We start from the raw sequence: 19636 nt of genomic DNA on the forward strand, positions 1-19636 counted from the left end.
GCCTTGGTCCTCCCTTACTCTGCCGCCTGAGCAGCCGAGACTGCCTGAAGCGCGTTCCAGACGTTTTGCGGCGTCGCTGGCATGGCCAGATCGTTGTTGCCGATCGCGTCGGTGATGGCGTTGATGACGGCAGGTGGCGAGCCGATGGCCCCTGCCTCGCCGCAGCCCTTCATACCGAGCGGGTTGCCGGGGCAAACCGTCGAAGCATGATGCACCGAGAAGTTCGGCAGGTCTGCCGCGCGCGGCATGGTGTAGTCCATGTAGGATCCAGTGATGAGCTGGCCGTCGTCATCATAGATCACCTGTTCCAGCATGGCCTGACCGATGCCCTGGGCGAGACCGCCGTGCACCTGTCCTTCGACGATCATCGGGTTGATGATGGTGCCGAAATCGTCGGAGGCCGTGAACTGAACCACCTCCGTGACGCCGGTCTCGGGATCCACTTCGACCTCGCAGATATATGTCCCTGCGGGGAAGGTGAAGTTGGAGGGGTCGTAGAAGGCGCTTTCCTTCAGACCCGGCTCCATATCTGGCGGCAGGTTGTGGGCCGTGTAGGCGGCCAAGCCAATCTCGTGCCAGCCCAAGGCCTTGTCCGTGCCAGCCACTTTGACCTCGCCACCTTCGATGACGATATCGTCTTCGGAGGCTTCGAGCTGGTGCGCTGCGATCTTGCGGACCTTGGCCTCGACCTTGTCCATCGCCTTGACGATGGCCGACATGCCGACCGCGCCCGAACGCGAGCCATAGGTGCCCATGCCGAACTGGACCTTGTCGGTGTCGCCATGGACGATCGAGACATTGTCGATTGGAAGGTCAAAGCGTTCGGCAACGATCTGGGCGAAGGTTGTCTCGTGGCCTTGGCCGTGGCTGTGCGAGCCTGTCAGGATCTCGATGGTGCCGACCGGGTTCACGCGCACTTCGGCGCTTTCCCAAAGGCCGACGCCCGCCCCGAGACCGCCCACCGCCGCCGAGGGCGCGATGCCGCAGGCTTCGATGTAGCAAGAATAGCCAAGCCCACGCAGTTTGCCGCGTTTGGCCGCCTCTTCCTTGCGCTTGGCAAAGCCGGCAACGTCTGCGGCGGCTTCGGCCTGGGCGAGGTTGGCGTCAAAGTCACCCGAGTCGTAGGTCATGATCACGGGCGTTTCGTGCGGGAATTCCTTGACGAAGTTCTTTGCGCGGAGCTCTGCCGGTTTCATGCCCATCTCGCGTGCGGCCGTCTCCATCATCCGTTCGATGAGGTAACAGGCCTCGGGACGTCCGGCGCCGCGATAGGCATCTACCGGGACCGTGTTGGTATAGACCGCCCGCACATTGGCGTGCAGGTTCTGGATGTCATACTGTCCCGAAAGCAGCGTGGCATAGAGATAGGTCGGCACCGAGCTTGAGAAGAGCGACATGTAGGCACCAAGGTTGGCGATCGTGTCGACCTTGAAGCCGGTGATTTTGCCATTCTCGTCAAAGCCCATCTTGGCCGTCGAGATATGATCGCGCCCGTGTGCGTCGGTGATGAAGGCTTCGGAACGGTCGGCTGTCCATTTGACCGAGCGGTTCGTCTTCATTGAGGCCCAGAGGCAGGTGATCTCTTCGGGGTAGATATAGATCTTGGCCCCGAAACCACCGCCCACATCCGGCGCAATGACGCGCAGCTTGTGTTCGGGGGCGACGTTGTAGAACGCGCTCAGAACGAGGCGGGCCACGTGCGGGTTCTGCGAGGTGGTGTAGAGCGTGTAATGCTCCTCGGCCTCGTCATAGGTCGCCACCGCCGAGCGCGGTTCCATCGGGTTGGGCGAGAGGCGATTGTTGGTGATCTCCATCTCGGTGATGTGTTTGGCCGCCGCGAGGCCTGCGTCGGCCTTGGCCGCGTCGCCGATCTCCCAGTCGTAGATCAGGTTGCCCTCGGCTTCGTCGTGAATTTGCGGTGCGCCCTCGGCGAGCGCCTTGTCTGCAAAGGCCACGACGGGCAGTTCTTCATACTCGACCTCGACAGCCTCGGCGGCGAGGCGCGCTTGCTGTTGCGTATCGGCGATGACAACGGCCACTGCGTCGCCGACATAGCGGACCTTCTGGGTTGCCAGAGCCGACCAGGCGCCCATCTTCATCGGGGTGCCGTCCTTGGACGTCACGGCCCAGCCGCAGATGATATTGCCGATGCCATCGCCAGTAAGCTGATGGCCGTCGAGCACATCGACAACGCCTTCCATCGCGAGCGCGGCGGATTTGTCGATGCTTTTTACATTCGCATGCGCAACAGGGCTGCGCACAAAGGCCGCGTAGGCCTGATTTTCCATCCGCACATCATCGGTATATTTGCCTTTGCCGGTGATGAAACGCTTGTCTTCCTTGCGTTTGACGCGGGCACCAATTCCAGTTGTCATGTCGTGGTCCTCCCTTGCCAGTTACATTTTCGAGGCTGCGTCTTCGACAGCCTTGACGATATTGTGGTAGCCCGTGCAGCGGCAGATATTGCCTTCGAGCTCGTGGCGGATGGCCTCTTGGGTCAACTCGCGGCCCTCGGCCTTGTAGCGGTTGACCATGTCGACACCCGTCATGATCATTCCCGGCGTGCAGAAGCCGCATTGCAGACCGTGGTGTTCGTTGAAGGCCTCTTGCATCGGGTGCAGCCCGCCGTTCGCGAGCCCCTCGATGGTTGTTACGTCGGCGCCGTCAGTGGCCGCCGCGAGTGTGGTGCAGGATTTCACGGCCTTGCCGTTGACATGCACGACGCAGGCGCCGCACTGGGACGTGTCACAGCCGATATGCGTGCCTGTCAGACGCAGGTTTTCGCGCAGGAACTCGGACAAGAGCGTCTCGTCCGATACCTCGCGCGAGACGGCCTTGCCGTTCACGGTCATCTTTACTTTGGTCATTTGGTCCTCCCTTTTGAACGGCCTCCCAACCGTTCTCAATCGTTATAGACTCCGCCTAGCCCTCCTCTGGCTCTGCAGGCCCGTTTAAGTGTTCTTGGAAATTGTCGAAAAACTTGCCGGCCAGCTTCTTGGCGGTCGCATCAATCAGGCGGCTGCCGAGGCGGGCAAGCTTGCCGCCGACCTGGGCATGGGCCTCATAGCGCAGAAGCGTGCCTTCGGGCACGTCCTCGAGCGTGACATTGGCCCCGCCCTTGGCAAAGCCCGCAACGCCGCCCTGGCCTTCGCCCTGAATGGTGTAGCTTTTGGGCGCGTCGATGTTCTGCAACTCGACCGCGCCTTTGAACGTCGCTTTCACCGGGCCGATCTTTTGCTTCACCACCGCCTCCATGGTGGTGTCAGAGGTCTGTTCCAGCTCTTCGCATCCGGGGATGCAGGCCCGCAGCACATCAACATCGTTGAGCGCGGCCCAAACATCGTCTCGGGACGCGGCAATCGTGTGTTCACCCGTCATATCCATGGGGAAGTCCGCAGCCTTTCTGTTCGCATGTCATGAGTGTTAGACGCAGAACGATTCGAGGCAAGCTTTTGTTTTCGTGTCAAAGTTGCGAGAGAAATAAGGGCTTCTGCGAGGGTCCGCCAAGCGCAGCGGTCAGATCTTCGAGGCTGTCGAGGTTGTGACAGGCATGAAAACTGCTCACCAAGGGCAGCAGGGTTCGCACCCCCGCCGCCTTTGGCGCGAAGCCATCAAATCGCAAAAGAGGGTTGAGCCAGACAAGCCGTTTGCAGGAAAGCGCGAGGCGTTCAGCTTCCTTGGCAAGGGTCTCGGTGCCGCCGGTTTCAAGCCCGTCCGTGATCAACAGAACCACCGCGCCCTGTCCCAAGACACGGCGAGACCAATGCTTGTTGAAGGCGTGCAGCGCATCGCCAAGGCGGGTGCCACCCTGCCAGTCGGGCGCGTCATGGCCCACAGCCTTCAGGGCATCATCGACGTCGCGCTGATGCAGGGCGCGGCTGATGTTGGTGAGTTGGGTGCCCATGGTGAACCCGTGCACATGGCCCCAGCCCGCGTTCGGCGCCCAGACGAGGCTATGCAGGAAGTGCATCATCATCCGCGCATAGGCCGACATCGATCCCGAGATATCGCAGAGCACCACGAGGTTCAGCGGGCGGCTGCGCGGCGCCTTTTTGGGTAGGGCGGTGAATTCCCCGCCCTTGCGCAACGCATCACGCAACATGGCGCGGGCATCGGGCCTGTGGCCGAGGTGCGACGGGGCCATGCGGCGAGTCTTGAGCGGCGGGGCCGGCAGGCGCAGCTTGGCAATCGCGGCGGCGGCTTCGGCCTCTTCGGCGGTGCTCATCTGCTCGAAATCGAGGCTGCGAAGCACCTCGGTCCGCGAAAGGCTCATCTGGGCATCAAGCTCGAGCATGTCCCGTTCGGGCGCATCTTCGGGGGGCTCGTCGGCCCCTTCGTTTAACGCCTCTTCGGCGCGGCGCTGGGCAGCTTTGGCTTCTGGGGTATCCTGTCCCATGGTCTGTAGGAGCGGCAGCATGGAGCGCACCATCTTTTGCAGGAACTCGGGATCGCGCCAGAACATGGTAAAGACCTGATGGAAGGTCTCGAGTTCATTGGGGCGGACGGTGAGCGTCGCTTTCAACGTGTTGTAGAAATCGTCCCGCCGGGTAAATCCCGCCGCTTCCACGGCTTCGATGGCAGAGAGCACCTGTGCCGGGCCAACCTTGAGCCCCGCTTTGCGCAGGGCGCGGGCGAAATGGATCACGTTTTCCGCCAGCTTGCCTTCGGTGTCGGGCAGCGCGTGCATGGATTATTCGGCAGCCAGCGTGGCGCGTGCCTCGTCGAGAAGCCGCGCCGTCTCGGAGCCGGTGATCTTGGCGATGTCGTCTTGATACTTGAGCAAGGCGCCAAGCGTGTCCGAGACCACATCAGGCGTGATCGAAACCGCATCCAACGCGATGAGGCAGCGCGCCCAGTCGATCGCTTCGGCAACGCCGGGTGTCTTGAACATGTCTTCGCCGCGCAGCGCGTGTACGAAGGCGACCACCTCGCGGGTCAGGCGCTCGGAACATTCCGGCAGGCGCGCCTTGAGGATTTCGACCTCGCGTTCGAACGCGGGATAGTCGACCCAGTGATAGAGGCAGCGGCGCTTTAGCGCGTCATGCACTTCGCGGGTGCGGTTCGACGTGAGGATGACAATCGGCGGCTCTGCGGCCTTGATCGTGCCAAGCTCGGGGATCGTCACCTGAAAGTCAGACAGCGCCTCGAGGAGGAAGGCTTCGAACGGTTCGTCGGTGCGGTCCAATTCGTCGATAAGCAAGACGGGCGGGCCGTCTTGCTGTGGTTCAAGTGCTTCGAGAAGCGGGCGCTTGATCAGATAGTCTTCGGAGAACAGTTCGGTTTGCAGGGCCTTGCGGTCAGCGGTGCCTGCTGCTTCGGCGGTGCGGATGGCGACCATCTGGGCCGAGAAATTCCATTCATAGAGCGCCGAGGCGGCATCAAGCCCCTCGTAGCATTGCAGCCGGATAAGGCGCCGCCCCAGCGCCGAAGCCAGCGCCTTGGCGATCTCCGTCTTGCCGGTGCCGGCCTCGCCCTCGAGAAAGAGCGGCTTGCCAAGCTTGAGCGAAAGATAGGCCACCGTGCCCAAGGCGCGGCCGCAGACATAGTTCTCCTCGGCGAGAAGGGCGATGGTGTCGTCGATTGAGGCGGGGAGTGCGGCCATGTGGGATTTTCTATTGCTTCAGGTCCGCGCTCATTAGAACAGCCGAGCGCGCTCGTGTCTATCTTGCACCGGGGGCGGCACATGCTAGGCTGTCACGTCACTACGTTGGAGAGGTCCATGAGCGTTCCCGGCCTTGATGCAAGTTCGGTGATCGAGCCGATCCGGTCGCTGAGTGAGGCGCGCGGTGTCTTGGCCGTGGTGACGCGGATCGACGGGCCGTCTTATCGCCCTCTGGGTGCCATGATGGCCGTCTTGGACGATGGCCGTCGTGTCGGCACGCTGTCCTCGGGATGTGTCGAAGCCGATATTGCGCTTCATGCGATGAAAGCCCTTGAGAAGGGGACGCCGGTCTCGGTTGTCTATGGCAAGGGATCGCCCTTTGCCGATATCACCTTGCCCTGTGGCGGGGGGCTGGAGATCTTGCTGGTGCCCGAGCCGGAGACCGATGTTCTGAGCGCGCTGATCGCGCAGCACTCGGCCCGTCAGCATACCGCGCTCGAGATCGACGCGCGGCGCGGGACTGTCGCGATTGTGCCATCCGGCGAGACCGGTTGGCGCGGCGAGATGTTCACCGTCGCCATCGACCCCGAGCTGGCCTTCTACGTCTTCGGCAAGGGGCCCGAGGCGATCACCTTTGCGGGGCTTGTGCATGCGGCGGGGTATCCGAGCGTTTTGCTTTCGCCGGAGGAGGAGACGCTGGAGATTGCGCGGGCGGCGGGGTGTGAGACGCGGCATCTGACGGCGGCGAAATTCCCTGCGGACCTTCACCCTGACGAGATGTCGGCGGTCTTGCTGTTCTTCCACGACCACGATTGGGAACCGCCGATCCTTGCCTCGGCGCTGGAAACCGAGGCGTTCTATATCGGCGCGCAAGGCAGCCAGCGCGCCGCCGAGATGCGGCGTAACGAATTGACATTGCTTGGTGTTTCCGCAGACGCACTGGGCCGGGTGCGGGGGCCGATCGGCCTAATCCCCTCTGTGCGCGATGCCCGCAAACTGGCCGTGAGCGTCCTCGCGGATGTGCTGAACGAAGCCTGACGCCACCCCGACCCACCCCGTCGCAGGCCGCGTGCGCCCGCCGTTAAGACTTGCCCCGAATCACCCTGAAATCCCTTGGTTAACGGCCAAGATGGGGGTCTGTATCGCGTCGGTATTACGTCGGTATTGCGTCGGTGTGGGGGGGTGAAATGGCCATGTGTTGACGGGGCGTGCGGTGGTTACCGCAGCGTGCAGGGTGAACGGGAGGTTAAGGGCCGTTTCGCCCGGAATAGCAACAAAGTTGCCCGGGCCTGCGCCGGACCGTCCCGGCGGTCAGGCGCATCTGCACCCGCGCGCTTCGCTCTGATCTTTGCCGGATTTGGCGACCCTAAAGTGCCAGGTTCAGAACTCGCAGCGCCTGCCAACGGCCCGGCGCACGCCCTGCGGTATTGGGAGGGTTGTGGGGGTTGGGGCGGGGTTTGATGCAGAGCACGGCGAATGTCTGCTTTGAGCCCATTTTACCGGATGCTGCGGGATGCACGAATGGCCGCTTCATTGCGAGTCATGCACACAATCAATGCAAGTTGTTGTCACAAATGACCGCAGTGGCCTTCCTCGAAATCCCACGCGCCTTTTTGCTCTCCGCGTTCCAAAAACGCATACGCGATTTCGATGTCTACTTTCTCGGGAACGTCTACCGCGTACAGTTGGTATCCAAAGTCTCCGTGTTCGTATGAGCATCCAAGGCGCTCGAGTGGTTCCCAAAGTTCGGCAAACAGCGTTGGATTATGTTTGCCGTGCGAAACAAGAATTCGGTACGTGGAATGCCCAGATTTTGGACCGAGGCCGACAACTTTTATTTGGCCTTCAACCTGGCTCGTCATGACAGCGTCCCTTAAGCTGATGCCTTTTGCAAAGAACGGCGAATTCTCAAGCTGATGGACACCGGAACCAAGATTGGTTGCCCAAACACTTTCAGTTGAAAAACCATGCCAAGTGTCTGAGCCGAGATCAAATATGACCTTCTGCATTTGATTGTTTGTTGCGTTCATATGTGTACGTTAGGTTGTGCCTGACGTTGTGTCACTACCTTGGACAAACCCTGAAGCCGCCATTGGCACCATCGCAGCGAAAGGTCACGTTGTCCCGCCATTTCCGCGCACAATACAGCCTCCCACTCTCCCCCCATAGCCTTCCCCCACCTTCCCCCGATACCCTCGCCCCAAACACCCCAACCAATGGACCCGGCCCCATGGACAGTTTTCCGCATATCTTTCTTGCGCTCACCGTTGTGGCGACGGCTGTGATGGCGGCGTCGGCGGCGATACAGGCGCGGCGGTTTGAGTTGGACCTGTTCGGGGCGACGGTGCTTGGCGTGGTGACGGCGGTCGGGGGCGGGACGTTGCGCGACCTGTTGGTCGGGCGGGTGCCTGTGTTCTGGGTCGAGGATACGACGTTTCTTTTCGTTGCGGTGCCGGTGGCCATCGCGAGTTATTTCGTGGCGCGGGGGATGCCCGGCGGGAATGGGCAGAGGCTCCGGCTTTTGATGTATCTCGATGCGATCGGGCTGGCGCTCTTCACGCTGACGGGGGTGCAGGTGGCGCTTGAGGCGGGGGTGTCGCCGGTGATCGCGGTGGTGATCGGCTGTGTCACCGGGACGGCCGGCGGCATGATCCGCGATCTGTTGTGCAACATCACGCCGAGCGTGCTGCGCGAAGACCTATACGCGACGCTCTCGCTCGCCGGTGGCGCGGTCTATCTCGGGCTGGTGGAGTGGCTTGGCGATCCGGCGGCGACGCTGGTGGGGTTCGGCCTCATCCTCGTGGCGCGGCTTGTGCTTTTGTGGGCGCGGCCGGTTTCGGAGTGAGGCGGGACCGGGGCGCGGATTAGCCCGCGTTCATCCGTTCGATATAGCTTCGCAGTTCCTCGGCCTCGTAGCGGGCGTCGCGCAACCCGTCCATGGCGGCGGTCAGTTCGGCCTCGGTCTGGGCGAGTTGGTTGGTGAGTTCGGCCTCACGCTGTTGCAGGTAGGTGATCGCTTGGTCGCGGGTTTCCTCGGCCTCGTGGAGTTCCTGACTCATGCGTTCGAGTTGGTCGACATCGGCCTGACTCACGCGGGAGAAGCGATGCACCAGCCAATTGGCGAACCAACCGACGCAGAAGGCGACGAAAAGGATGACGGCGGTGGCGATGATGAAATCAGTTCTGGTCATCTTGGTCTGTCTCCTGCGGTGCGCTATCGGCGCTTTCTTGGTCTTCTTGGGCCGCGTCTTCGGGGGCGGTCTCTTCAGGGGTCTCGGCCGCGGCGGCCTCGGTCTCGGTGTCCTCGGCCGGGCGGATGAGGACGAATTCAATCCGGCGGTTGGCTTCGCGGCCTTCCTCGGTGTCGTTATCGGCGATGGGCGTGGTTTCGCCATAGCCGACGGCGGTAAAGCCCGAGGTCAGGATGCGGCGGTCATGCAGGGCGTTGAGGACCGATTGGGCGCGGGTCTGGCTTAGGGCCTGGTTCATTTCCTCGCGGCCCTGACTATCGGTGTGGCCCTGGATCTCGAGCTTGAGGCTGATCGCTTCGCAGGCGCGCAGGATCTCGGCGATGCTGTCGAGGACGGGCTCGGCCTCGGCGTCGAGCGTGCCTGAGCCGGGTTCAAAGGTGACCTGCTGGGCGTCGAGGACGGATTTGACCTTGCCGACGCATTCCTCGGGGGTGGGCAGTTGCGCGATCGGGTCGAGCTCTTCGAGGTAGGTCACGTCGATGGCGAAATGATCGGTCTTGTCGAGCTTGTCGGCGAGGAGGCGGGAGATATCGTCATTGGCGCGGGCGTCGCCGGTAAAGCCGGTGACGGAGACGGATTCGCCGGTCACCGTCAGCACGCCATTGTTGACATGCGAGAGCGCGTCGAGCCCGGCCATGACGCGCAGGCTCCATGTCGCGGGGAGGGTTTCGTCGAGGCGGGCGGCCATGTGGATACCACCGCTGCCAAAGCGCGAGGCGGCGTAGCTTTCGGTCATGGTGCGGGTGAGTTCGTTGGGCAGGCGGCCGCGCATCTGCAAGAGGCCTTCGGGACTCAGCGTGGCGGTGAACTCGGGGGCTTCGCTGTCCTCTTCGACCGGGGTCGGCAGGGTGGAGTGCAGCGCGAAGACCTCGGGAAGGGAGGTTTCCAGCTCGCCCACGACGCGGTCGAACTGATCCGGGTCGGTGCCCATGAGGGCGACGAGGGTGATGTCGGCGTCGGAGAAGGTCACCGAGCCGCCGCCAAGCCGGTCAATGCCGTCGAGGGCGATTTCCACGGCATCGGCCCAACGCGGGGTCGGCACGCCAAGGCCGATGGTGCAGGTCGCGTCGGTCTGCAGCCCGGCGGTTTGGGCCGCGGCGAGGATGCGGTCGCGGGCTTCGTCGCTATCGGCCGAGCAGGCATCAAAGCGCGCGCCGCCTGCGTCTGCGATGAAGCGCAGGGTAAAGGGCGTGATGACGGGGCGGGGCGCGGAGATATCGAGCACGAGTTCGAGCGTCGGCGGCGCCATGCGGCGCAGCGTTTGTTCGATCTCGCGGCGCTCTTCGGGGCTATCGGACATGCCGGTGATGGCGACGCGCCCGGTCTCGACGGAGATCTTCGAGCGCGGAAGCTCTTCCAGCGCGGAGAGCGCGTAGTTGAGCGCGGTCTGCCAGCCGTCGGGCATGTCATAGGCCGCGGTCTCGAGGAAATCGGTGACTTCGGGGTCGCCGTCGAGGCGGCCGAGTTCTCGCAGGAGGCGGTCCCGGTCGGAGGCTTCGGGGATCAGGCCGATGAGCTGAATCCCGGCCTCGTTGCGCAGGATTTCGACCGAGAAGCGCGGCGGGGCAATGCCCGCGGTGGCCTCGATCTGCATGTTGTCGATGACGCGGGCGGCATCGACCACGCGCCCGGCGGCGGAGATCGCCTTGAAACGTTCAGCCTCGGTCGGGGCGATGCCGGTCAGGAAGACCTGAAGCCCTTCGGCGTGGACATCGGCCCACGTCATCCCGTCCCGTGCCAATTCGGATTGCACCCCGCGTTGGGAGGCATCCTCGATCATGTCCGCCGAAAGCACGGCGGCGACGATGGAGAGGAAGGCGGCAGCCACAAAGGCGGCGAAGGGAATCAGAACGGACGAAAGGCGCATGCGAAAGTGGTCTACTCTCTTGTGATACCGGGTAGATACGACGCCGGAGAGGCAAGGGCAATCAAAGGAAACAGGCAGCGGCGAAAAACAGCAAGGGGATCAGGCCGGTGTCGCGGTTGGCCCGGAACAACATCAGAAGCGTTGGGTTGTCGTCCGGGTTGAAGCGGCGCAGTTGCCATTGCATGTGCCAGCCCATCGCCCACGGCCCGGCCAGTGCCACGACAAGCGCCAGCGGGCTTTGATCGCGTGCGGCGAGGTAGGTGGCGATGCTCATCAGGGTGACGGTGCCGATCAGGAACCCCTGAAGCCATTGCGGGGTCTTGTCGGCAAAGAGCCGGGCGGTCGATTTGACCCCGATCAGGGCGTCGTCTTCGGTATCCTGATGGGCGTAGATCGTATCGTAGAACAGGGTCCAGCAGATGCCCGCGACGTAGAGCACCACGGGCGGCCATGCGAGGCTCCCGGTGTGGGCGGTCCAGGCCAGAAGCGCGCCCCAGTTGAAGGCGAGGCCAAGGAAGATTTGTGGCCACCATGTAAAGCGTTTGGCGAAGGGGTAGATCGCCACCGGGCCAAGAGAGAGCACGCCAAGCAGGATCGCCATCGGATGAAACGTCAGCAGGATGGCAAAGGCGATGAGCGCCTGTGCGGCCATATAGGCGACGGCCTGACGGGTGGTGACTTGGCCCGAGGGAATCGGGCGCGAGCGGGTGCGCTCGACGCTGCCGTCGATGTCGCGGTCGGTGATGTCGTTCCACGTACAGCCCGCACCGCGCATCAGCCATGCTCCCATACCGCAGCCAATGGCGATCCAGAGATCTTCCCAGCGCGCCTGTCCATCCGAGAGCATGGCGAGCAGGAGGCTCATCCAGCAGGGCAGCAGCAGCAGCCATGTGCCAATGGGACGGTCGGCGCGCGACAGGCGCAGGTAGGGGCGCGTCGGGGCGGGGGCCAAATGGTCGACCCAGTTGCCGCGCACGGCGTCGGAAACCTGACCTTGAGGCTCTGGCGTTGACGGGGTGTTGGCCATAAGAAGGGTCCATGAAACAAGCAAAAGTCAGGCTTTATGTAGAGCACCCGCTGGGGGAAGGGCAAACGGTTCCTCTCGACCGGGATCAGGCGCATTACCTTTTCGGGGTGATGCGGATGGCGGTCGGTGATCCTGTGTTGCTGTTCAACGGGCGGGACGGGGAATGGCGGGCCGAGGTTGCTGAGGCGGGCAAGCGCGGCGGCGTGTTGACCTGTGCGGCGCAGACCAAGCCGTTGCAGATGCCGCCCGATCTTTGGCTTTTGTTCGCACCGATCAAGAAGGCGCGCACCGATTTCATCGTCGAGAAGGCGGCGGAGATGGGGGCGGCAAAGATCATGCCAGTGCAGACCGCCTTTACCAACTCCGAGCGTATCCGGCAGGACCGTCTTCAGGCCCATGCCGTCGAGGCGGCAGAGCAATGCGGCGGCACGTTCGTGCCGGAGGTGTGCGACCTGCAAAAGCTCGACCGGCTATTGGCCGATTGGCCCGAGGGGCGACAGCTCATGTTCTGCGATGAGGCCGAGGTCGGCGCGGCGAAGACGCTTGGCGCGGCCGGCGCCGGGCCTTGGGCGATCCTGATCGGACCCGAGGGCGGGTTTTCCGAGGAGGAGCGGGCGCGGCTTCAGGCCTTGCCCTTTGCCCATGTGGTCAGCCTTGGGCCGCGTATCTTGCGCGCCGATACGGCGGCGGTCGCGGCGATGACGGTCTGGCAGCAGGCGTTGGGGGATTGGGGATGATCCGAAAGGCGGAAGACAAAGACATTCCGGCGATGATGGCCTTCCTTGAGGGGCGCATCGAAAGCTCGATGTTCCTATTGGGCAATCTCGAACAGTTCGGGGTCGACAATCGCACCCATCCGCATGGCACGGCGTTTTTCCTGCGCGAGACGGGTGACGGGATCACCGGGATTTTCGGCGCGACGAATGGCGGGATGCTCTTGTCTCAGCTGCCGGGGATCGGCGCGACGGAGGCACAGACCTATGCGCATCTGTTGCAGGGCTATGTGCTGCGCGGCATGACGGGCGAGGCCGAACAGGTGGCGACGATCCTTGAGGCCTTGCCGTTCGAGGCGGATGCGCTCGGCGTGAATGATGTCGATCCGCTTTATACGATCGACCTCGCGCAGGTGGGCGAGAGCGATGCGGTGGTGCGTGCGCCACAGGAGAGCGACAAGGCGCTTCTCATGACGTGGTTCCAGCAGTTGGACGAGGATAACGGGCTTGGCGAGGGCGGCGATATGCGGCCGCTCGATCTGCGCGCCGATGAGGCGATTGCGGCCGAAACGGTTTGGCTTCTTGAAGGCGAGGACGGGCCGGTTGCGATGAGCGCGGTCAATGCCCATGCGGGGCTTGCGGTACAGATTGGGGGCGTTTTCGTGCGCCGCGATCGGCGCGGAGAGGGGCTTGCGGCGACGGTTGTTGCGGCGCAACTGGCCGAGTTGCGGGGCGAGGGGATCGCGCGGGCAATCCTTTTCGCCGGATCGGAGCGGGCTGCACGGATTTATGAAGGGATCGGCTTTCAGAGAGCGGGCGATTACCGCGTCGCGCTTCTTGATCCGCCGGTGCAACTCGGGTCGCCGCGATGAGTTTCGTGCGACCAGAAGCGCAGGCCTTGATCCTGCGTTGGCGCGAGGTGCTTGTCGGCGCTGCGGTGCTTCTGCTTGGCGTCTGGATGGCGAGCGGGTTCGGCGTTCTACGCTGGGTCGGGTATGGCGTGTTTCTTATCGGCGCGCTCGTGATCTTTACCGGCGTGCAGCGGGCACGGTTTCGCACCGGTAAGGGCGGGCCGGGCGTTGTGCAGGTCGATGAAGGCGAGGTCATGTACTATGGGCCGTGGTGGGGCGGGTCGGTTGCGCTCCGGGATGTGAGGCGGATCGAGCTTGCCGGGGGCGGCGACACGTCGGTCTGGCGGCTGCATCAGCCGGGACAGGCGGCGCTTGTCATTCCCACCAATGCGGAAGGGGCCGAGGCGCTTTTCGATGCTTTCGCGACCTTGCCGGGGATGCGCACAGGCGCGATGCTTCACGCACTCAACAACCGGGAAGGGGCCGCAGATCACCCTGTCGTGATCTGGTCCTCCGGTGCCGCAAGGTTACATTGACACCGGCGTAAATTGATCGCAGGAGTGGTCAGACATGCGCGAAGACACAGGACCGGAGACCAGCGATGTCCATCCCCCAATCCGGCGGCGGGCCGATTGAACACTATTCCCAGCTTGCCGAATATCTGGAATCCGGCTGCAAACCGCGAGACGCGTGGAAGATCGGGACCGAGCACGAGAAGTTCGGCTATTGCAAGGATACGCTGAAGCCGTTGCCGTTTGAGGGCGAACGCTCGATCCTTGCGGTTCTCGAGGGGCTGCGCGACGGGCACGGATGGTCGCCCGTGGAAGAAGCGGGCAAGCTCATCGGGTTGGAAAAGGACGGGGCGAATGTCTCGCTCGAGCCGGGCGGACAGCTTGAGCTTTCGGGTGCGCCGCTCGACAATATCCACCAGACCTGTGACGAGGTGAACCGCCACCTTGCCGACGTGAAAGACATTTCCGATAAGATCGGCGTCGGGTTCATCGGTCTTGGTGCCGCGCCGATCTGGAGCCATGAGCAGATGCCGCAGATGCCCAAAGGGCGCTACCGGCTGATGACGGATTACATGGACAAGGTCGGGACCATGGGCAAATCCATGATGTACCGGACCTGCACCGTGCAGGTGAACCTCGATTTTGCCAGCGAGGCGGACATGGTGCAGAAGCTGCGCGTGGCGCTTGCGCTTCAGCCCGTCGCCACCGCGCTTTTCGCCAACTCGCCGTTCTTTGACGGCAAGGTCAACGGGCATAAGAGCTGGCGCTCGCGGATCTGGCGCGATCTTGATCCGGCGCGCACGGGCATGTTGCCCTTTGTGTTTGACGAGGGGTTCGGGTTCGAGGCCTGGGTAGACTACGCGCTCGATGTGCCGATGTATTTTGTCTATCGCGACGGCGAGTATATCGACGCGCTGGGCCAGTCCTTCCGCGATTTCCTCAAGGGCGAATTGCCTGCGTTGCCGGGAGAGACACCGACCCTCAGCGACTGGGCGGACCACCTGACGACGGCCTTCCCCGAGGCACGGATCAAGAAATACATGGAGATGCGCGGAGCCGATGGCGGCCCATGGCGGCGTCTCTGTGCGCTGCCAGCGTTTTGGGTCGGTCTCATGTATGACCAGTCCTCGCTTGATGCGGCATGGGATCTCGTCAAGGGCTGGGACGCGGAGACGCGCGAGATGCTGCGCGTTTCGGCCAGCGTTGACGGGCTTCAGGCGCAGGCGGGCAAGGTGCGGATGCAGGAGCTTGCGCAGGAGGTGCTTGGCATTGCCGAGGCGGGCCTCAAGGCGCGCGGCCGGGTCGGGGCCGGGGGCCTCGTGCCGGACGAGACGCATTTCCTTGATGCGCTCAAGGAAAGCGTCGAGAGCGGCAAGGTCCCGGCGGACGAGCTTCTTGACCAGTACTATGGTGACTGGGATGGAGATCTCAGCCGGATTTACAAAGAGTATAGCTACTGAGCGACAACGGGCGGGGATATCCCCGCCCTTGGTCTTTTCAGGCCTGCGGTGCGGGGCCGAAGCGGTTGGAGCCAGCGGTGCCGGGCTGGATGAACCAGTAGATTAGCACAAGCGCGCCGAGGATCGGGATCAGGCCGATCAGCAACCACCATCCCGATTTGTCGAGATCGTGCAGAGCCTTTGACGTTCTGGACCTTGGGTCTATGCCGCACTACGCTCGTGCGGCGCAGTCGCTGCGCATGGGGCAAGGGATTGAATGCGAGGGACAATTTATGGGCGACAGGGTCGTGTTCATATTTTCCGGCTTTAGCGGAAAGCTGGTCGGGTATCCGAAAGAGAAGATCATGCGAAACCTACGGGCGCGGGGGTATGACATTCATTTCCTGACCAACACCTGTAAGGATCTTTTCATCACGGGCGGGGATGATTTCCTGTCGGCAGAGGCGCTTGCAGAGTTCCTGCGCGAGGAGCGGGCCAAGTATGCAGAGGCGCTGACGCTTTGTTCCTCTGGCGGCGGGTTCGGGGGGATTGCCCTGTCGATGGCGGCAGGGATCGAGACCATCGCGGGCTATTCGGCCTTTACGACGCTCGACACAGCGGCGCGTGAGATCGACGGGCGCGGCAAGCGGTTGCACCGGTGGTTCGACAAATGGCTGCCGGACCCGGAGACGCAGAACCTCAAATGGCATATCGCGGAACAGGCCTTTGAGGGCCAGATCGTGCTGCACTACCCGGCGGAGAGTCCGAAGGATTCCTATCAGGCCGAGAACCTTCGGGGCTGTCCGGGGGTGACTCTCTTGCCGATGCCGACGAGCAAGCACGGGATGCGCGAATGCAAGGGCATGCCGTTCAGTGCGCTTGAGGCGCGGGGCCTCATCGCGCCGAAGGCCAAGCAGGACTAAGCCGGATCAGGATTGTAGCACCCGGCTGCGATAGTAGTCGCGGATTTCCTCTTTGCGGGCGGCGATGGCGGCCTCGTCGGGTTCGTCATGCAGACGGTCGAGGATCGCGTAGGCCTGCATGGGATCGCGGCGCTTGCGGGCGATTTGGGGCATGGTCGTGCCGTCCTCGTCCGAGAAGGCCGGGGCATGGCGCAGATAGGGGGCGGGGCCGTAGATGTTGTCGTCGCGTTCGGACGGCAGGAGCATCAGGATCAGGAACCAGATGCCGCCGATCAGGGGCACGAGGGTGATGAGATACCAAAAGCCCGAGCGGCCGCTATCGTGCAGGCGGCGGATGGTGACGCAGAAGTTGGCGGGAAGCGTCACCATGGCGAAAACGAAAGAGGCGTATTCGATCGGGTTCAGCGGCGGCGTTTGGGTCGCGAAATGGCGTGTGAAGTCGAGCCAGACGCAGGCGGTCAGGGCGCAGAACTGTACAAGACCCCACCACCAGTATTCGGCGCGCGTCGCGCGGCCACGGGTCTGAAAGGATTTGAAGACAACGGATTCAGCGGCGGCAATCGGACCCATCATGGGCGGCAACTCCTTGGGGCATGCGCGGGCAGGCGCAGGGTAAATGACCCGGCCAGAATTGCGGGGGAAGGCGGCACAAATGGGGCGAAGCGGGGACCGCTGCGGGGCGTTTAGACGGAATTGTGCGGCAAGAAACCTTGGCGTGTGATGTCAAAGCCGGTTTCGGCCGCTGCGGGCCATGCCACATGCATGAGTGTGTCGAGCGAGTCCCAAGGCGCAGGGCCCATGGCCTCGGAGCGGTAGCGTCCGGAGCGCCAGAACATGAAATGCAGGTAGGCGTATTCTTCCTTGGCGCCGCGCGCGTCGGTCAGGCGGCCCTTGTGCCAGTGATAGTGCTGCGGGCTTTTGCCGCCATCGGGCCATGTGCCGCCCCGGTCGGGCATGGAGAACATCTCGTGCCAGAGCACGGAAAAACGGCGCCACGGAGGATGCCAGCGGTTCGGATCAATGCGGCGACCAAAGGCGCGTTCGTCAAAGCCGGTATGGTCCGGTCTTTGGAGATGACGACGCCATTTCGGCGTGTGCCGCCATGCACGGCAGACGCGGCGCGTGTTCTGCATCACGGTCAGGTGACCGGCCTGTAGGTTGGCGTGGCTCGAGATGATTTCGTAGGTGGCGAGGCGTTCTGGGGTGAGTTCGCAGGCGAGCCGACCGTAGATGATGTCATTGTCGGTATAGCCAAAATGCGTGAAGGCGCGGAGTTCATCGGCAAACATCTCACCGGTCAGCGGTTTGAAGTCGCAAATCTTGTAGGGGTCACTTGGGACAAGAGGCAGGCCTGTCACGGCGGCGGCGCGGGCGGTGAACTCGGCCAGCGTCATGGACAGGAAGGTGACATTGGGCGGCTGGCAGGCAGGCGGATCTTGGTCCGTGGGGATGAGCCACGTGATCTCGGGGTTCCAGCGACAGCTTTCGAGGTAGAGGTTGATCCAGACGGGCCAAGGGCCGAACCACGGAGCAACGAGGGCCAGGCGCGGGTCAGGCATGGATCAGGATTTGGTGCCGAACTTGGGCTCGGTCCCGGCGCGCAGGCGGCTGATGTTGTCGCGGTGGCGCCAGAACACGAGCAACGTCGTGGCGACCGAAAGGAAGAAGATCGACGGGTGGCCGAGCAGCAGCACCCAGAAGGACGAGGCCGCGGCTGCGACGAGCGCGGCAAAGGAGGAGATGCGGGTGATGACGCCGATGACGAGCCATGTCAGGCAGGCGGCAATCCCGACAGGCCATGCCAGCGCCAGCAGCAGGCCGAGGAAGGTCGCCACGCCCTTGCCGCCCCGAAAGCGGAGCCAGACGGGATAGCAATGGCCGACAAAGGCGAGAAGGCCGGCGATCTGGGCCGCGTCTTCGCCTGCGAAATGGCGCGCGATCAGGACGGCGACCGCCCCCTTGCCACCATCGAGCAGGAGCGTCGCAACGGCCGCCGGTTTGGAACCCGTGCGCAGGACATTGGTGGCCCCGATATTGCCCGAGCCGATCTCGCGCAGGTTGCCGAGGCCGAAAACCTTGGTGATGAGCATGCCGAATGGCACCGCGCCGAGGAGATAGCCGAACAGCGCCCATGCGAGCAGGGCGGGAAGGGTATGGGCGATCTCGGGCATCAGTCTCTCCGGTATACGGCCGCGCCGGCCACGTAGGTCGCGAGCACCTTACCTTGCATGCGCGCGCCGTCAAACGGGGTGTTCTTGGATTTCGAGCGCAGGGCGAAACGGTCGAGGACGAAGGGCGCATCCGGGTCAAAGAGCACGAGGTCGGCGGGCGCGCCCGCATCGAGGCGGCCCGAAGGCAGACCAAGGCGATTGGCCGGGTTGAGGGCCATGGCGCGGAACAGGTCGGGCAGGGTCAGGAAGCCGTTGTGATAGAGCTGCATCGCGGCAGGGAGCAGGGTTTCGAGCGCCACCGCGCCGGAAGCGGCCTCTTCAAAGGGGAGGCGTTTGCTTTCTTCGTCCTGCGGTGTGTGCATGGAGGAAATGATGTCGATCAGGCCGGATTTCACCGCGCCGATGATGGCGAGGCGGTCGTCCTCGCTGCGCAGTGGGGGCTTGATCTTGAAGAAGGTGCGGTAGTCCGCCACGTCGAGATCGTTGAGCGTCAGGTGATGGATCGAGGTGCCTGCGGTGACGTCGAGGCCGTTCTTCTTGGCCCGTTCGAGCGCGGGCAGGGCGCGTGCGGCGGTGATCTGGTCGGCGTGGTATTTGACGCCGGTCATCTCGACGAGGGCGATGTCGCGGTCGAGCCCCATGCGTTCGGCCATCGGCGACACGGCGGGCAGGCCGCGCAGCGTTGCGACCTTGCTCGAGGTGGCGGCGGCGCCCGCAGAGAGGCCGGGTTCCTGCGGGTGGGAAATCACCAGCGCACCGAGGGCGCGGGCATAGGTCATGGCGCGCGAGAGCACCTTGGTGTCGGTCACCACGTGGTCGCAGTCGGTAAAGGCGACGGCGCCAGCATCGAGAAGAAAGCCGATCTCGGTCATCTCGCGCCCTTCGCGGCCCTTGGTCAGCGCAGCCATGGGCAGGACATTGACCGGCGTGGCCTCGTTTGCGCGGCGTTCCACGAATTCGAGCGCCTCGGGCGTGTCGATGGCGGGGAGAGTGTCGGGGCGGGTCACCATGGTTGTGACGCCCCCGGCGGCGGCGGCAAGGCCTGCGGTTTTGTAGCTTTCCTTGTGGCGCTCGCCCGGCTCGCACACTTTCACGCCGATATCGACGATGCCCGGCGCGAGGCACTGCCCGCCGCAATCGATCACCTCGGCCCCTTCCGGCACCTCGACCTCGGCACCGTGGGCGGCGATCTTGCCATCGACGATCAGCAGGCTTCCGAGCGTGTCGCTATCGCGTTCGGGATCAATCAGGCGGGCGTTGGTCAGGAGCAGGGAAGTCAT

Annotated in this window: 21 protein-coding genes; 7 read left to right on the plus strand and 14 right to left on the minus strand. The window is 63.5% G+C overall.

Annotation, left to right across the window (positions count from 1 at the left end):
* Positions 1-14: 14 nt before the first annotated feature.
* From R1W01_RS09125 to R1W01_RS09145, 5 genes are all read right to left on the minus strand, one after another.
* Positions 15-2375 carry a xanthine dehydrogenase family protein molybdopterin-binding subunit gene (locus R1W01_RS09125; RefSeq protein ID WP_297758341.1) on the minus strand — a complete coding sequence of 787 codons (2361 nt, stop codon included), beginning with the start codon at positions 2373-2375 and terminating at the stop codon, positions 15-17.
* Positions 2376-2396: 21 nt separating this feature from the next.
* Positions 2397-2867: a (2Fe-2S)-binding protein gene (locus tag R1W01_RS09130; RefSeq protein ID WP_243611946.1), complete on the minus strand. Its 471-nt coding sequence runs from the start codon at positions 2865-2867 to the stop codon at positions 2397-2399.
* A 55-nt stretch (positions 2868-2922) separates the two neighbouring features.
* On the minus strand, positions 2923-3384 hold the full coding sequence (locus R1W01_RS09135; RefSeq protein WP_243611947.1) for a CoxG family protein: 462 nt from the start codon (positions 3382-3384) through the stop codon (positions 2923-2925).
* A gap of 79 nt (positions 3385-3463) precedes the next feature.
* A complete protein-coding gene (locus R1W01_RS09140; protein ID WP_297758344.1) occupies positions 3464-4687 on the minus strand; it encodes a vWA domain-containing protein in 1224 nt (407 codons plus the stop codon).
* A 3-nt stretch (positions 4688-4690) separates the two neighbouring features.
* Entirely contained in the window at positions 4691-5602 is a 912-nt protein-coding gene (locus R1W01_RS09145) for an AAA family ATPase (RefSeq protein ID WP_243611949.1), read from the minus strand.
* A 117-nt stretch (positions 5603-5719) separates the two neighbouring features.
* Here R1W01_RS09145 and R1W01_RS09150 point away from each other — a divergent pair, with 117 nt between their 5' ends.
* Positions 5720-6640, plus strand: coding sequence for an XdhC family protein (locus R1W01_RS09150; protein WP_297758347.1), 921 nt, complete (start codon positions 5720-5722; stop codon positions 6638-6640).
* A 530-nt stretch (positions 6641-7170) separates the two neighbouring features.
* Here R1W01_RS09150 and R1W01_RS09155 read toward each other — a convergent pair.
* The gene (locus tag R1W01_RS09155) at positions 7171-7632 is read right to left on the minus strand and encodes a DUF4265 domain-containing protein (RefSeq protein ID WP_297758349.1); all 462 of its coding nucleotides are present in this window, start codon (positions 7630-7632) and stop codon (positions 7171-7173) included.
* 200 nt (positions 7633-7832) lie between these two features.
* On the opposite strand from R1W01_RS09155, the gene R1W01_RS09160 reads away from it, so the two are divergent.
* A complete protein-coding gene (locus R1W01_RS09160; protein WP_243614550.1) occupies positions 7833-8447 on the plus strand; it encodes a trimeric intracellular cation channel family protein in 615 nt (204 codons plus the stop codon).
* A gap of 19 nt (positions 8448-8466) precedes the next feature.
* Here R1W01_RS09160 and R1W01_RS09165 read toward each other — a convergent pair whose 3' ends face one another.
* The 3 genes from R1W01_RS09165 to ubiA form a co-directional block, all read right to left on the minus strand.
* Positions 8467-8793, minus strand: a complete 327-nt coding sequence (locus tag R1W01_RS09165; protein WP_243614545.1) for a hypothetical protein — start codon at positions 8791-8793, stop codon at positions 8467-8469.
* Positions 8780-10720 (minus strand): OmpA family protein, encoded by a 1941-nt coding sequence (locus R1W01_RS09170; RefSeq protein ID WP_297758353.1) that lies wholly within the window; start codon positions 10718-10720, stop codon positions 8780-8782. The genes R1W01_RS09165 and R1W01_RS09170 overlap by 14 nt, the downstream gene beginning before the upstream one ends.
* 61 nt (positions 10721-10781) lie before the next feature.
* A complete protein-coding gene (gene ubiA, locus R1W01_RS09175) occupies positions 10782-11747 on the minus strand; it encodes a 4-hydroxybenzoate octaprenyltransferase (RefSeq protein WP_297758356.1) in 966 nt (321 codons plus the stop codon).
* An 11-nt stretch (positions 11748-11758) separates the two neighbouring features.
* On the opposite strand from ubiA, the gene R1W01_RS09180 reads away from it, so the two are divergent.
* The 4 genes from R1W01_RS09180 (at position 11759) to R1W01_RS09195 (ending at position 15283) form a co-directional block, all read left to right on the plus strand.
* On the plus strand, positions 11759-12484 hold the full coding sequence (locus R1W01_RS09180) for a 16S rRNA (uracil(1498)-N(3))-methyltransferase (RefSeq protein ID WP_297758359.1): 726 nt from the start codon (positions 11759-11761) through the stop codon (positions 12482-12484).
* Entirely contained in the window at positions 12481-13332 is an 852-nt protein-coding gene (locus R1W01_RS09185; protein ID WP_297758362.1) for a GNAT family N-acetyltransferase, read from the plus strand. The genes R1W01_RS09180 and R1W01_RS09185 overlap by 4 nt, the downstream gene beginning before the upstream one ends.
* Positions 13329-13847 carry a hypothetical protein gene (locus R1W01_RS09190; protein WP_297758365.1) on the plus strand — a complete coding sequence of 173 codons (519 nt, stop codon included), beginning with the start codon at positions 13329-13331 and terminating at the stop codon, positions 13845-13847. Before R1W01_RS09185 ends, R1W01_RS09190 begins: the two co-directional genes overlap by 4 nt.
* 65 nt (positions 13848-13912) lie before the next feature.
* Positions 13913-15283 (plus strand): glutamate--cysteine ligase, encoded by a 1371-nt coding sequence (locus R1W01_RS09195; RefSeq protein ID WP_297758368.1) that lies wholly within the window; start codon positions 13913-13915, stop codon positions 15281-15283.
* A 37-nt stretch (positions 15284-15320) separates the two neighbouring features.
* On the opposite strand, the gene R1W01_RS09200 is transcribed toward R1W01_RS09195, so the two are convergent.
* Positions 15321-15488, minus strand: coding sequence for a DUF805 domain-containing protein (locus R1W01_RS09200; RefSeq protein WP_317275228.1), 168 nt, complete (start codon positions 15486-15488; stop codon positions 15321-15323).
* 139 nt (positions 15489-15627) lie between these two features.
* Between R1W01_RS09200 and R1W01_RS09205 the strand changes: the two genes are divergently transcribed.
* A complete protein-coding gene (locus R1W01_RS09205; RefSeq protein WP_243614537.1) occupies positions 15628-16185 on the plus strand; it encodes a hypothetical protein in 558 nt (185 codons plus the stop codon).
* Positions 16186-16191: 6 nt separating this feature from the next.
* Here R1W01_RS09205 and R1W01_RS09210 read toward each other — a convergent pair whose 3' ends face one another.
* From R1W01_RS09210 to pyrC, 4 genes are all read right to left on the minus strand, one after another.
* Positions 16192-16758 carry a DUF805 domain-containing protein gene (locus R1W01_RS09210; RefSeq protein ID WP_243614536.1) on the minus strand — a complete coding sequence of 189 codons (567 nt, stop codon included), beginning with the start codon at positions 16756-16758 and terminating at the stop codon, positions 16192-16194.
* 110 nt (positions 16759-16868) lie between these two features.
* Positions 16869-17744 (minus strand): DUF6625 family protein, encoded by an 876-nt coding sequence (locus tag R1W01_RS09215; protein ID WP_297758375.1) that lies wholly within the window; start codon positions 17742-17744, stop codon positions 16869-16871.
* 3 nt (positions 17745-17747) lie between these two features.
* The gene (plsY, locus tag R1W01_RS09220) at positions 17748-18356 is read right to left on the minus strand and encodes a glycerol-3-phosphate 1-O-acyltransferase PlsY (RefSeq protein ID WP_243614534.1); all 609 of its coding nucleotides are present in this window, start codon (positions 18354-18356) and stop codon (positions 17748-17750) included.
* Positions 18356-19636 (minus strand): dihydroorotase, encoded by a 1281-nt coding sequence (pyrC, locus tag R1W01_RS09225; protein WP_297758379.1) that lies wholly within the window; start codon positions 19634-19636, stop codon positions 18356-18358. Before pyrC ends, plsY begins: the two co-directional genes overlap by 1 nt.

This window comes from Shimia sp. FJ5 (genome assembly GCF_032918335.1).
Classification (GTDB): Bacteria; Pseudomonadota; Alphaproteobacteria; order Rhodobacterales; family Rhodobacteraceae; genus Shimia; species Shimia aestuarii_A.

Coding starts and splice junctions, on each gene's coding strand:
- R1W01_RS09210 (WP_243614536.1), bottom strand. CDS start 16,758: ATGATGGGTCCGATTGCCGCCGCTGAATCCGTTGTCTTCAAATCCTTT.
- R1W01_RS09160 (WP_243614550.1), top strand. CDS start 7,833: ATGGACAGTTTTCCGCATATCTTTCTTGCGCTCACCGTTGTGGCGACG.
- R1W01_RS09190 (WP_297758365.1), top strand. CDS start 13,329: ATGAGTTTCGTGCGACCAGAAGCGCAGGCCTTGATCCTGCGTTGGCGC.
- R1W01_RS09205 (WP_243614537.1), top strand. CDS start 15,628: ATGCGAAACCTACGGGCGCGGGGGTATGACATTCATTTCCTGACCAAC.
- R1W01_RS09195 (WP_297758368.1), top strand. CDS start 13,913: ATGTCCATCCCCCAATCCGGCGGCGGGCCGATTGAACACTATTCCCAG.
- R1W01_RS09140 (WP_297758344.1), bottom strand. CDS start 4,687: ATGCACGCGCTGCCCGACACCGAAGGCAAGCTGGCGGAAAACGTGATC.
- R1W01_RS09130 (WP_243611946.1), bottom strand. CDS start 2,867: ATGACCAAAGTAAAGATGACCGTGAACGGCAAGGCCGTCTCGCGCGAG.
- R1W01_RS09125 (WP_297758341.1), bottom strand. CDS start 2,375: ATGACAACTGGAATTGGTGCCCGCGTCAAACGCAAGGAAGACAAGCGT.
- R1W01_RS09145 (WP_243611949.1), bottom strand. CDS start 5,602: ATGGCCGCACTCCCCGCCTCAATCGACGACACCATCGCCCTTCTCGCC.
- plsY (WP_243614534.1), bottom strand. CDS start 18,356: ATGCCCGAGATCGCCCATACCCTTCCCGCCCTGCTCGCATGGGCGCTG.
- pyrC (WP_297758379.1), bottom strand. CDS start 19,636: ATGACTTCCCTGCTCCTGACCAACGCCCGCCTGATTGATCCCGAACGC.
- R1W01_RS09215 (WP_297758375.1), bottom strand. CDS start 17,744: ATGCCTGACCCGCGCCTGGCCCTCGTTGCTCCGTGGTTCGGCCCTTGG.
- R1W01_RS09155 (WP_297758349.1), bottom strand. CDS start 7,632: ATGAACGCAACAAACAATCAAATGCAGAAGGTCATATTTGATCTCGGC.
- R1W01_RS09185 (WP_297758362.1), top strand. CDS start 12,481: ATGATCCGAAAGGCGGAAGACAAAGACATTCCGGCGATGATGGCCTTC.
- R1W01_RS09150 (WP_297758347.1), top strand. CDS start 5,720: ATGAGCGTTCCCGGCCTTGATGCAAGTTCGGTGATCGAGCCGATCCGG.
- ubiA (WP_297758356.1), bottom strand. CDS start 11,747: ATGGCCAACACCCCGTCAACGCCAGAGCCTCAAGGTCAGGTTTCCGAC.
- R1W01_RS09170 (WP_297758353.1), bottom strand. CDS start 10,720: ATGCGCCTTTCGTCCGTTCTGATTCCCTTCGCCGCCTTTGTGGCTGCC.
- R1W01_RS09180 (WP_297758359.1), top strand. CDS start 11,759: ATGAAACAAGCAAAAGTCAGGCTTTATGTAGAGCACCCGCTGGGGGAA.
- R1W01_RS09165 (WP_243614545.1), bottom strand. CDS start 8,793: ATGACCAGAACTGATTTCATCATCGCCACCGCCGTCATCCTTTTCGTC.
- R1W01_RS09135 (WP_243611947.1), bottom strand. CDS start 3,384: ATGGATATGACGGGTGAACACACGATTGCCGCGTCCCGAGACGATGTT.